Here is an 11,738-nt window from a genome sequence, read left to right on the forward strand (position 1 = left end):
ACACTCCATCATCGAACCAAAGTCCTAGGAGCGCGATATGTAGAGGTTGATCCATCGAATGAACCAAACCGCCCACATATCTCTTCAGATATCTAATTTTCAAAGAGCGTCGAGACAAAAGAAACCAAGATGCGCCGTAAACTCCAGCGCGCCCCGCCTCAATGCCTCAGAATTTCTCCGCTACGTAAACCAACAAAACCTCTCAGCTCCGTCCGTCCCGTCTAGCGCTCCAAACCCGCATCGCTGCGTCTCCGGTAAGGGGCGTTCTAAGGTTACTTCCAAATACCCGCAACCCCTTTTTTCTATTTTTTACAATTCAGTCAAAAAACTGCAATAAACGCCTGTTTTACTGGCCTTTTGACGTCCAGATTTATGCCGCCCTCAGGCTGATGTTGGTGAATTTGGGCTTTGTCACGTCCTGAAGGCGGATTTTGCGGCCTCAAAGTGATTCATATGATCGGGAATCGTAGCAAATCGGGTCCGTGATTCCCGAACTTCGGCGGAATCACCTTACAGAAGATGCAGCTTTACCTGATCACCGCAAACCTCTTGGGCCAGATCGACTACATGTTGGTGGTGGGTCAGATAAATCGCCTGACCTGTGCGCCCTATGCGCTGCATCAAGGTACAGGCCGCGCGGGTGCGGTCTTCGTCGAAGGTTTCAAAGACATCATCGCAAAAGAATGGCAGCACAGTGCCATTTGCTGCCATCTGATCGTAGGCGGCCGCGCGTAGGGCAAGGTACAATTGAAAGCGCGTGCCTTTCGACATAGCAGACGCTTCTTTTGATACGCCGTCGGCAGCCTGAACAGCCATCAGCACATCGCCCCCTGCCCCGGGTTGGGTCGTCAGCTTGCTATAGGCCCCTTGGGTCAGATCGCCGAACGCCTTTTCGGTGGCTGATAGCATGCCACTGCGATGGCTGTCGCGGTACCGGCGGATCGCCTCTTCGGCAAGGTCATGCCCGACGCGCCCTTCTATATATGTCAGCAGCCCGGCCTGCATCCGTTCTTCCAACGTCCGCTTGGTTTCCGTCAGCAGCGCGATGTCATTATCCCCACCCACGGCGTCAAACGCGATCTGCGCGCCGGTGCGGGTTTCGATGGCGCGGTCCAGTTCGGGATCTAGGCGGTCAAGTTCTGCGGTGACGTCATCCAACGCGATCCGCGCCGCTTCTAAGGGATGGCTCTCCAATATCTTGAAGGCTTCGTCTATGGTCGCGACCCCAAGTGTATTCATGAGTGTACGCTGGATATCTTGTATGCGGCTGCGCAGGGCAATTGCCTCTTGGGCGGTGGTGGTCGCAGCGCGCAGGTGTTCAAGGCTGTCCGTTGGAATCCTATCGTCAAAGAGGCCGGCCAAACTAGCGACCTGTTCGTCAAGTACCGTCAGGGCCTGATCCGCACTGGTCCGGTCCGCTTCAAGATCAGCCAAACGTTCGTCGAGTTCCGTGATCTGCCGCGCCACTTGCCCGGCTTCGGCAACCTTATTTTGCATCCCGGCATAGCGATCCAGCAAGGGGGCATCGGCCGCCCCCACCCCAAGCGCGTCCAGTTCCGCGTGAAACTTGGCGCTGTCTTGCGTGATGCCGTTGATCTGGCGCCGCAAGCCGCGGATGCGAACATCAGCCTCCCGCACGGAACGCAACGCTTGGACGCCATCCCATGATGCCACATCGGTTTCCAGATCGGGCAGATGGTCAGCGACAGCCTTGCGCCATGCGGTCAGGGCGCGCTCAACCTCGTTCTGGGCGAATTGCTCTAATGCATCCCGCCGTCCGGCTTCTGCGGTCGCAGTGCGCAAGGCACCTTGGGCCAGTTTCAGCGCCTGTTGCTGGGCCTGCAATCGCGTCAGCTGGGACTTGGCGATCTTCATCAGTCCGGCAAGGGACGCGCCTTCCATCTTCAGGCTCGCGGAAAGCGCGCCGCGCAAGTGCTCCGCCTGCTCTATGACAGCCTGCTGTGCGTCTTGCAGCAAAGTGAACGCCTGAGCTGCCGCACGGGCCACTTGGGCATCTCCGACCCAAGCGGCAAAGTCACCAGCTGATAGGGTATCGGGCAGGCCGACAGCCCGTAAATGCGCCTCAAGCCGGTCGCGCGACGCCTTCACGTCCGCTTCCGCTTGGGTGCAGGTTTCGCAGGCCGCCTGATGGTCTTTACGGGTTTCCAGCTCAAGACGCTCTGCCTGACGCATTTCGGCCAACTCTTTGCTTTGACCCGCACGGAGCTGGTTCTGCCGATCATCCTCGCGCATCGCGCCCTCGAACGCCCCGGCGGACGGGGCATCAAGCGCGTCCAGATGCGCCGCCCAAAGCGTATCTCGCGCAGCACGGGCTTGCGCTGCTGTTGCATCACTGACCAGATCAGGGGACATCTGCGCGATATCCATCCGCGTTTTTGCAGCATCCCAACGCGCGGCCGCCGTGGCGACAGATTGCTTGGCAGATTTCAGCGCCAGTGCGGCCTGCGCCAGATCACCGCTAAGGGCCTGCGCTTGGTCAGGTGTCAGCGGCAAATTTGGTACGGCATCAAAAACCACATCCTGACGGGTCAGTTTTTGCAAAGATGCGGTGCACCGCTGACGGGCTGTGGTCCGTTCATGTTCCGCCGCACTATATCTATCCAGAATATCATCAGCCTCGGCCTGAAGGATCAACCGTTCCAGATCGGGGTCGCCTGTCACATCGCCAGCAGCCTCGTCGACCAACCGCGCGGCTTCGCGTTGATTGTCTTGGGCAGTGCTGGCTTCGGATCGGGCGGCAGCCAAAGCCTTGTGCGCATCGTGCAAACCATCGCGGGCCTGTTGCAATGCGGTCAATTCAGGATCGGTCAGCACAAAACGGCCAAGGTCACCCGACACGTTCAGCCCGATCATTGTCAGGCGCGCCCGCAGATCAGCGATTTCCTGCGCCAATTCAGTTTCGCGTTTGGGCAGATCCAGCTGCCCCGCCTCGACCTGACTTTTCAACGTGCCAAGCGCGTCAAGCCGCCCCGCGATCCCCAAGCTTTGCGGATCAGCCTTCAGATCGTCGCGCTGCGCCGTCAGCTTGGCAATGCCTTGCACCGCCTGATCATGCTGAGCGACCAGTTCGACCCTGCGCGTGATCAGCGCGATCAGTTGGTCATTTTCGATATCGAGCGTCCGGGGATAATGCGCAATCGGTTCAAGCTGCGTTTCGACAGCCTGCAATTCAGCCGCCAAGGGATAGGCCTTTACTACAACCTCAAGCCGCAGTTTGCGCAGCGATAGGTCTTTCTTCTGCTCGCGCAATCCATCTTCGGTGGTGACAGCCTGATCCCGCGCCACACGCAACCCGCGATAGGCCTGCGCGGTGATGTCATGATCCTTGATCTGCTTGGTGATCTCGTCATGCTGGCGTTTCAGCTCGGCGAAATCGGATTTGCTGCCACCTTTCAGGTAAATCTGACGGTTCGCAGAACGTACCTCGTCCAGCACTTGGGACAGGTCGCTGATCCCCGCCGCAGCCGAGAACAGCAATTTGCCAATATCGCCTTTGCTTTTGGTGATCTCTTCTCCACCCGCTTCGATGGTTTCATCATCAAGACACAGCAGTTGCTGGTATTCCTTTTGCGACAGCCCCCGCAGCGCATTACCCAGCAACCCGTCGGGCACCCCCTGCCCGCCTGCATCCACCAGATTGCCTGAGCGTTTCGGCAGCCGTGTCAGCGCATGTTCCACACCGTCAATGTCCAGCACGCCGCCGACCCGCAGGTTGGGGCGTTGGTGTTTGAACGCATAGGGTTCGTTCAGCGGGAACCCGTACAGCAGGCGCAGATACCCTTCCATCAACGTCGTCTTGCCCGCCTCGTTGCGGCCAAAGACGATGTGAAAGTCTGATCCCCCCTGCGGTGCCGCCCCGAAATCAAGCGCGCGGTCGGTAAAGTGGCCGAACATCTCGAGGTTCAGGTGGCGCAGCCGCATCATGCGCCCTGCCCCCGCATCTTGGCCACCATGGACAAGACAGCGTCTTCGGAAAGATGTCGCAACAACGTCGCCTGCGCAGCCTCATCCGGTGCGATTTCACGGCGCCGTTCGGCGGGCAGCAGCGAAAGGACCTGTTCAAGCTCTTTGCCCATCCCCTCAAGGAAACCCGGCTCTGCCGAAATATCTGACATCAGCTGATGCACTTCAGCGACGGCACTGTCTGTTGCCACCTTGGACGGGGGCATCAGATCAATGCTCAGTTTCTCAACCCAAAGCCCGCCGATCCCTTCGGCCAGCGTATCAATCTCGGCGCGCCAGAAATCGGCCAGTTGCCGTATCTGCCACGCCAAAGCAGTCTGACCTACCAATCGTATCCGCAGGATCGCAGCCCCCCTGCCCGCTTGGGCGCGCAACCCGTCCCGCAAGGCCGCGCGGATGGCATCATCTGTCTCGACACCTTCAAGGCTGCAATCAAAGCTGCGAAATTCAACGATAGACGTTGGCACTTCGCTAATCGAAATCTGCCCCGCTTCGATCGTCAGCAGACTGGCGGATTTGGGGCCGGCTTCGCCAATATCGCGGCCTTGGGGCATGCCGGGCATCACGATCCATGGGTCTTGGCCATGGATTTGCCGTTTATGCACATGGCCAAGCGCCCAATAATCAAACCCTGCCCCAGCAAGATCGGCGATGGAACATGGCGCATAGGGGTCATGCCCTTCTGCCCCGTTCAACGACGTATGCATCATCGCGATATTCACTGATGACGGCACGGGTGACGCATATTTCGGCAGCAGGCTTTCGGGGGCGAAACGGTCGCGAAAACTGACCCCATGTATATAGACGGGATGATCGCCCAGTTGCACCACACCTCCGCGCCCGTCAAAGACATGCACATTCGGCGGCAAGGCGATCTCTCCTGCGATGGGGTTTTCGGCGTCGTGGTTGCCCTTGATGTAAAACACCCGCACCCCCGCAGCATCCAGCCGCAGCATCTGCGACGCCAGATATGCGGCCGTCTTGGCGCTGCGTTCTTGTCCGTCGTAAAGATCGCCAGCGATCAAAAACGCCTGCACATCTTCGTCGATGCAAAACTGTACCATTGCCTCAAGCGCCTGACGGCTGGCACTGCGCACTTGCGCCGCCAAACGGTCATCTTTCATCGCAAGGCTCCGCAACGGAGAGTCCAGATGCAGATCAGCCGTATGCAGAATGCGAAGGGTCAATCAAAAGCGCCTTTTATGCAGATCAAACAACTGTATCGCCTTTGTCACGTAGATCACTTTGGGTTGCAACCGCTGCTACATGGTTTGACCTGCCCTTGCGACAGGCTAAGACAGAACAGACCAACCCGGAAAGCAACCCCATGAAAACGCCAGAAATCCCCCTGACCCAAGATCTTGTGCTGGTGGGGGGCGGCCATGCCCACGCGCTGGTGCTGCGCAAATGGGGCATGAACCCGCTGCCCGGTGCCCGATTGACCGTGATCAACCCCGGCCCGACCGCACCTTATACAGGCATGTTGCCCGGCCATATTGCCGGTCATTATACCCGCGACACCCTCGAGATTGATCTGGTACGGCTGTGCCGTTTCGCCGGCGCGCGGCTGATTTTGGCCCACGCGACCGATATCGACCGCAAAGCCCGACAGATCATCGTCGAAGGGCAAGGGCCGATTGCCTATGATGTGGGATCGATCGACATCGGCATCACGGCGCAAATGGACATCCCCGGCTTTTCGGACCATGCCGTGGGTGCCAAGCCGCTGGACATCTATGCGCGCCGTTGGCGTGCGTTTCTAGATGCCGTCAAAACAGGGTCCGTCGCCCCGAAAATCGCCATCATCGGTGGTGGTGTTGCGGGCTGCGAGTTGTCGCTGGCAATGGCCCATGCGTTGCAGCAATCAGGCAACCCCGCCCAAGTGACCGTGATCGAGGCTGGCCCGCAAATCTCTGGCGTGGGGGGGCGTGCGCGCCACCGTCTTTTGCAGGCGATGCACGATGCTGGTGTGACCCTGCGCATCAATGCCACGGTCGAAAAGATCGAAGCCGATCAGGTGATCCTTGGGTCGCAAGACCCCGTGCAATCCTCGTTTACCGTCGGGGCTGCGGGGGCGTTTCCCCATGCTTGGCTGGGCCAAACCGATCTGCCCCTGATCGACGGGTTTATCGAAACCACCCCCGACCTGTCCGTCAAGGGCGACCCCAGCCTGTTTGCCGTGGGCGATTGCGCCACGATGCCTTTTGCTCCGCGTCCCAAAGCGGGCGTTTTCGCTGTGCGCGCGGCACCCGTTTTGCACCACAATTTGCGTGCCGCCCTGACTGGTGGAGCGCGAAAAACCTTCAAGCCGCAAAAGAACTACCTCAAACTGATCTCGCTTGGTGGAAAATCGGCGATGGCCGAAAAATTTGGCCTCGCTTTTTCCGGTCCCCTGCTGTGGCGCTGGAAAGACCACATCGACCGGACCTTTATGGACAAGCTTGGCAACTTGCCCGCGATGCCTGCTGCAACCATTCCAGATGAAATCGCCCTTGGCGCGCGAGAAATAATGCAGGAAAAACCCCTGTGCGGCGGCTGCGGGGCCAAGGTGGGTGGTGGCATCCTAAGCGATGCCCTCGCAAACCTTGCACCCTTGGCGCACCCCGATGTGGTCACAGGGGCGGGCGATGATGCGGCAATCTTGCGCCAACCCGGCGGCGGGTTCCAAGTGCTTAGCACCGATCACCTGCGCGCGATGGTGCATGATCCGGTACAAATGACACGCATCGCCGCAGTTCATGCTTTGGGTGACATCTGGGCCATGGGCGCACAGCCCCAATCAGCCCTGTCCAGCCTGATCCTGCCGCGCATGTCCCCTGTTCTTCAGGCGCGGACATTGCGGGAAATCACGGATACAGCGCAGGAAGTTTTCGCCGCAGCCGGTGCCACCTTGGTCGGAGGCCATACAACGATGGGCGCAGAACTGACCATCGGTTTCACCCTCACCGGCACCCGCGACACCATGCCGATCACCGTCGCAGGGGCACAGGTGGGTGATGTGCTTTTGCTCACCCGGCCCATCGGGTCCGGCGTGATCATGGCCGCCCATATGGATGGCACAGCCCAAGGGCGCGATGTCGCAAACGCACTTGAGCATATGCAGCAACCCCAATCACGACAGGCCGACATCTTGCGTGATGCCCATGCGATGACGGATGTCACAGGCTTTGGTCTGGCGGGCCATATTCAGGCGATTTGTGCTGCGTCCGGCGTGCGTGCCGAAATCATGCAAAGCGCCGTGCCGATGTATCAAGGTGCGCGCGCGCTGTCTCAAGGCGGTACCGGCTCGTCGCTGCTTAGCGCCAACATCGCCAACGCCCCGACCACCGGCATCACCGACCCGCTTTTGCACGACCCGCAAACCGCTGGCGGATTGCTGGCCGCCCTTCCGCAAAGCGCCGCGGACCAAGCGATAAGAGCACTGAAAAAAGAGGGGCTGGAGGGCTGGATCATCGGCACCTTGCACGCAGGCCAAGGGCCGATCACCGTCACCTGACAGTTTGCGCTAAGTCCTGAGCGGTCCGGAGAAGTGTCGCATCCTCAAGATCCTCAAGGGCAATCGTCCGCACAGCCTTGTCAGACCGCGCGATCGACTTGGCGTACCGCGGATCATAATGGGCCGAAATCAACGCCTCGGCCAAGGCCACCCAATCGCCTTCATTGGCCAGCTCCTGCCAGGCGGCAATGGTACTGGCGGCATGAAAGGGCCGCAGCCGGTCGATCTGACTGTGCAACCGCCCGATATCTTTGGTCAGATCACGATATGCCGTGCTTAAAAATCGCGCGCGCGCAGCTGTCGGGGCTGTAATCTCGATCCTCGGGGCGGCACACATCGCATGCCAGACCGCCGATGGCACCATCCGCGCGCCAACCTTGCTGCTTTCCGCCTCGATCCACGTCATACGGTTTGGGTCGAGCTTGCCAAAGGCTTGGGCAAGCCCTGTATCGAACATCTTTTGCGCAGGCTGGCCGCCCAATTGCGACCCGAATAACGACCCGCGATGATTGGCCAACCCTTCAAGGTCAACGACCTGTTCGCCCACCGCAGCCAGATGATGCAGCAATCGGGTTTTTGCTGTGCCTGTACCCCCTTCGATCAAGGTGATCCGGTGCGGCAACGGCGTGTCATAAAGCGCGCCCACCACCAGCCGACGATAGCTGCGATACCCGCCATCCAGCAATTGTACCCGCCAGCCGACCTGATCAAGGATCGTCGCAAAGGCCCCCGATCTTTGCCCGCCGCGCCAGCAATAGACCAAGGGTTGCCACCCGCCCGTCATATCCGCAAGCGGTCCTTTTAAATGCGCCGCAGCGTTCTGCGCGACCAGTGCGGCCCCGATTTTGCGGGCCTTAAAGCTGCTTTCACGGGTATAAATCATTCCAACCAACGCACGTTCATCATCCGACAGCACCGGCAGGTTGACCGCACCGGGAATGTGATCCTGCGCAAATTCCGACGGTGACCGCACGTCGATAATCATATCAGCGGGATTATCGGCGATCTGTGACAAAGCGCTGAGTTTCAGAAGTTTCATTGCAGGCCTTCCGGCTGGGACTAGGCTTGTTTCTATCCTTTCAGGTGCCAGCGTCCAGCACCAACCACATAAATGCCGGCCTTGATCGCAAGCCAAAACCCCAGAAGCAATCGACAGACCTTTCACTCTTGGGTACTACCGTCACATTATTTTAGTTCGGTTGGGAAATTTCCATGCAGATTGAACAGACGCCCCTTTCAGGCGTAGTCGTTATCACGCCGTCGCGTTTCGGGGATCATCGGGGGTTTTTCTCGGAGAGTTATAGCGCCCGCGCCCTAGCCGACCACGGGATCACCATTCCATTCGTGCAGGACAACCATTCGCTGTCGATGACGCCGGGCACAATTCGCGGGCTGCATTTTCAGGCACCGCCCCATGCGCAGGACAAGCTGGTGCGCTGCGGGCGCGGCGCGCTGTTCGATGTGGCGGTTGATATTCGCAAGGGCTCGCCCACCTATGGCCAATGGTTCGGGGTCGAGCTGAGTTTCGAGAACGGCAAGCAGTTGCTGGTGCCTGCGGGCTTTGCCCATGGCTTTGTCACGCGCACGCCCGAGACCGAGATTATCTACAAATGTTCGGATTATTACGCGCAGGCCACCGAAGGGGCGGTCGCCTGGAATGACCCTGACATCGGGATCCACTGGGATATGGGTGATTTGTCGCCGGTTTTGTCAGATAAGGACGCAAAAGCGCCCTGTTTGGCTGATTTGGACAGCCCATTCACATTTGAGGGCGTATAAATGAAGTTATTGGTAACGGGGGGTGCAGGGTTTATCGGCTCGGCCGTAGTACGGTTGGCCGTGGCGCAGGGGCATAGCGTGGTTAATCTCGATGCGCTGACCTATGCCGCCTGTCTTGAGAACGTCGCCAGCGTGGCCGACAGCCCGCTTTACGCGTTTGAACAGGCCGATATTTGCGACCGCGCAGCGCTTGACCGGATCTTTGCTGACCATCAACCCGATGCGGTGATGCATCTGGCGGCTGAATCCCACGTGGATCGATCCATCGACGGCCCCGGCGCGTTTATCCAGACCAACATCACCGGCACCTATACCCTGCTCGAGGCCGCCCGCGCCTATTGGCAGAACGCTGGCAAGCCGGACGGCTTTCGTTTCCACCACATCTCGACCGATGAGGTGTTCGGCTCGCTTGGCCCCACGGGGCAGTTCACCGAAGACACGCCCTATGATCCGCGCAGCCCCTATTCGGCCTCCAAAGCCGCCAGCGACCATCTGGTGCGCGCCTGGGGCGAGACCTATGGCCTGCCGATCATCATGACCAATTGTTCCAACAACTACGGGCCGTTCCATTTTCCGGAAAAACTGGTGCCTGTGGTGATCCTCAAAGCGCTGGCGGGCGAGCCGATCCCGGTCTACGGCGACGGTGCCAATGTGCGCGACTGGCTGTTTGTCGAAGACCACGCCGACGCGCTGCTGACCGTGCTGACCAAGGGCGAACTGGGCCGCAGCTATAACATCGGCGGGGAAAACGAAGTCAGCAATCTGGAGCTGGTCAAGATGATCTGTGCCTTGCTGGATGATCGCCACCCCGAAGGTGCGCCGCATGCCGATCTGATCACATTCGTCACGGACCGCCCCGGCCACGACCAGCGCTATGCGATCGACCCGACGCGCATCCGTACGGAACTGAACTGGCAGCCATCCGTGACTGTCGAAGAAGGGTTGGCGCGCACCGTCGATTGGTACCTTGCCAACGGAGACTGGTGGCGGGCTTTGCAGGACCGCAGCGGCGTGGGTGAACGGTTAGGCAAAGTATGAAGGTTCTCGTATTCGGCCACAGCGGCCAAGTCGCCACCGAACTGCGCGCACTAAATGGGACCGGTGTCGAGATCACAGCCCTCGACCGCGCCGCCGCCGATCTGACTGATCCCGCCGCCTGTGCTGCTGCGATTGATGCGCACGCCCCCGATGCGGTGATCAACGCCGCCGCCTACACCGCCGTGGACAAGGCCGAAAGCGATCAGGCCACTGCCGATCTGATCAATGCTGTGGCCCCTGCCGCTATGGCCCGGGCCTGTGCTAACCGCGACATCCCTTTCGTTTCGATCTCGACCGATTATGTTTTTTCCGGTGAAGGATCAGACCCGTGGCAGCCCGGTGATCACACAGATCCCCAAGGTGTCTATGGCCGCACCAAACGAGACGGAGAGACTGCGATTGAAGCCGCCGGAGGCCGCTATGCGATCCTGCGCACCTCTTGGGTGGTGTCTGCCCACGGCAACAACTTCGTCAAAACCATGCTGCGCCTTGGCGCGGACCGCGATGCGCTTACCATCGTCGCTGACCAGATCGGCGGCCCCACCGGTGCGGCCGAGATTGCACAGGCTTGCGTAACCATCGCGCAAACACTTGTGTCAGAGCCGCATAAAGCCGGCATCTACCATTTCGCAGGTGCCCCCGACACCAGTTGGGCCGATTTCGCCCGCGCGATCTTTGATCAGGCGGGGATCACCTGTGCCGTCACCGACATCCCCTCAAGCGAGTATCCGACGCCCGCCAAGCGCCCGCTGAACTCGCGGATGGACTGCACCGCCACGCAAACCGCCTTTGGCATCGCGCGTCCAGATTGGCGCGACAGCCTATCCCAGATTTTGACCCAACTTGATTTTTCCAAGGACTGATTTCCCATGACACAGACCACGCCTCAGGCACCCAAACGCAAAGGTATTATCCTCGCTGGAGGGTCCGGCACGCGGCTGTATCCGATCACCGTAAGCGTATCGAAACAGCTGCTGCCGATCTATGACAAGCCAATGATCTACTATCCGTTGTCCGTGCTGATGCTGGGCGGCATCCGCGAGATCGCGGTGATCACGACACCGCAGGACGCGGAGCAATTCAAACGTGCGCTTGGCGATGGCAGCCAGTGGGGCGTGTCGCTGACCTATATCACCCAACCCAGCCCCGACGGTCTGGCGCAGGCCTATCTGCTGGCCGAGGATTTCCTGAATGGTGCGCCCTCGGCCATGGTTCTGGGCGATAATATTTTCTTTGGCCACGGCCTGCCCGAGATTTTGGCCGCCGCCGATGCGCAAACGACAGGCGGCACGGTCTTCGGCTACCGCGTATCCGACCCTGAACGCTATGGTGTGGTGGATTTTGACGAAAGTGGCCAAGCCCGCCAGATCATCGAAAAACCCGCCGTGCCACCGTCGAACTACGCCGTCACTGGCCTCTATTTCCTCGACAGTTCCGCCTC

General features: G+C 59.6%; 8 protein-coding genes. 5 read left to right on the forward strand and 3 right to left on the reverse strand.

All coding sequences use genetic code 11. The features are described from left to right. Positions 1–510 precede the first annotated feature (510 nt). Both ABYT07_RS14760 and ABYT07_RS14765 read right to left on the reverse strand, forming a co-directional pair. Positions 511–3,945, reverse strand: a complete 3,435-nt coding sequence (locus ABYT07_RS14760; RefSeq protein WP_372992804.1) for an AAA family ATPase — start codon at positions 3,943–3,945, stop codon at positions 511–513. Next, the gene (locus tag ABYT07_RS14765; protein ID WP_372992805.1) at positions 3,942–5,171 is read right to left on the reverse strand and encodes an exonuclease SbcCD subunit D; all 1,230 of its coding nucleotides are present in this window, start codon (positions 5,169–5,171) and stop codon (positions 3,942–3,944) included. The genes ABYT07_RS14760 and ABYT07_RS14765 overlap by 4 nt, the downstream gene beginning before the upstream one ends. Positions 5,172–5,311: 140 nt before the next feature. On the opposite strand from ABYT07_RS14765, the gene selD reads away from it, so the two are divergent. Continuing rightward, positions 5,312–7,480 (forward strand): selenide, water dikinase SelD, encoded by a 2,169-nt coding sequence (gene selD / locus ABYT07_RS14770; protein ID WP_372992806.1) that lies wholly within the window; start codon positions 5,312–5,314, stop codon positions 7,478–7,480. Here the strand turns inward: selD and mnmH are convergent. Beyond that, entirely contained in the window at positions 7,473–8,519 is a 1,047-nt protein-coding gene (mnmH, locus tag ABYT07_RS14775; protein ID WP_372992807.1) for a tRNA 2-selenouridine(34) synthase MnmH, read from the reverse strand. The two genes, selD and mnmH, sit on opposite strands and share 8 nt — an antisense overlap. A 173-nt stretch (positions 8,520–8,692) precedes the next feature. Between mnmH and rfbC the strand changes: the two genes are divergently transcribed. From rfbC to ABYT07_RS14795, 4 genes are all read left to right on the forward strand, one after another. Next, a complete protein-coding gene (gene rfbC, locus ABYT07_RS14780) occupies positions 8,693–9,259 on the forward strand; it encodes a dTDP-4-dehydrorhamnose 3,5-epimerase (RefSeq protein ID WP_372992808.1) in 567 nt (188 codons plus the stop codon). Beyond that, positions 9,260–10,297 carry a dTDP-glucose 4,6-dehydratase gene (gene rfbB, locus ABYT07_RS14785; RefSeq protein ID WP_372992809.1) on the forward strand — a complete coding sequence of 346 codons (1,038 nt, stop codon included), beginning with the start codon at positions 9,260–9,262 and terminating at the stop codon, positions 10,295–10,297. Then, positions 10,294–11,160 (forward strand): dTDP-4-dehydrorhamnose reductase, encoded by an 867-nt coding sequence (gene rfbD / locus ABYT07_RS14790; RefSeq protein WP_372992810.1) that lies wholly within the window; start codon positions 10,294–10,296, stop codon positions 11,158–11,160. The genes rfbB and rfbD overlap by 4 nt, the downstream gene beginning before the upstream one ends. Before the next feature lie 6 nt (positions 11,161–11,166). Continuing rightward, the coding region (locus ABYT07_RS14795) for a sugar nucleotidyltransferase (protein WP_372992811.1) at positions 11,167–11,738 on the forward strand (572 nt) is incomplete at its 3' end.

It is taken from the genome of Sulfitobacter sp. (assembly GCF_041552635.1).
Lineage (GTDB): Bacteria > Pseudomonadota > Alphaproteobacteria > Rhodobacterales > Rhodobacteraceae > Sulfitobacter.

What these genes read in the sequence shown, in the direction of transcription:
- rfbD (WP_372992810.1), top strand. Translation starts at nt 10,294, where the DNA reads ATGAAGGTTCTCGTATTCGGCCACAGCGGCCAAGTCGCCACCGAACTG.
- ABYT07_RS14760 (WP_372992804.1), bottom strand. Translation starts at nt 3,945, where the DNA reads ATGATGCGGCTGCGCCACCTGAACCTCGAGATGTTCGGCCACTTTACC.
- selD (WP_372992806.1), top strand. Translation starts at nt 5,312, where the DNA reads ATGAAAACGCCAGAAATCCCCCTGACCCAAGATCTTGTGCTGGTGGGG.
- rfbC (WP_372992808.1), top strand. Translation starts at nt 8,693, where the DNA reads ATGCAGATTGAACAGACGCCCCTTTCAGGCGTAGTCGTTATCACGCCG.
- rfbB (WP_372992809.1), top strand. Translation starts at nt 9,260, where the DNA reads ATGAAGTTATTGGTAACGGGGGGTGCAGGGTTTATCGGCTCGGCCGTA.
- mnmH (WP_372992807.1), bottom strand. Translation starts at nt 8,519, where the DNA reads ATGAAACTTCTGAAACTCAGCGCTTTGTCACAGATCGCCGATAATCCC.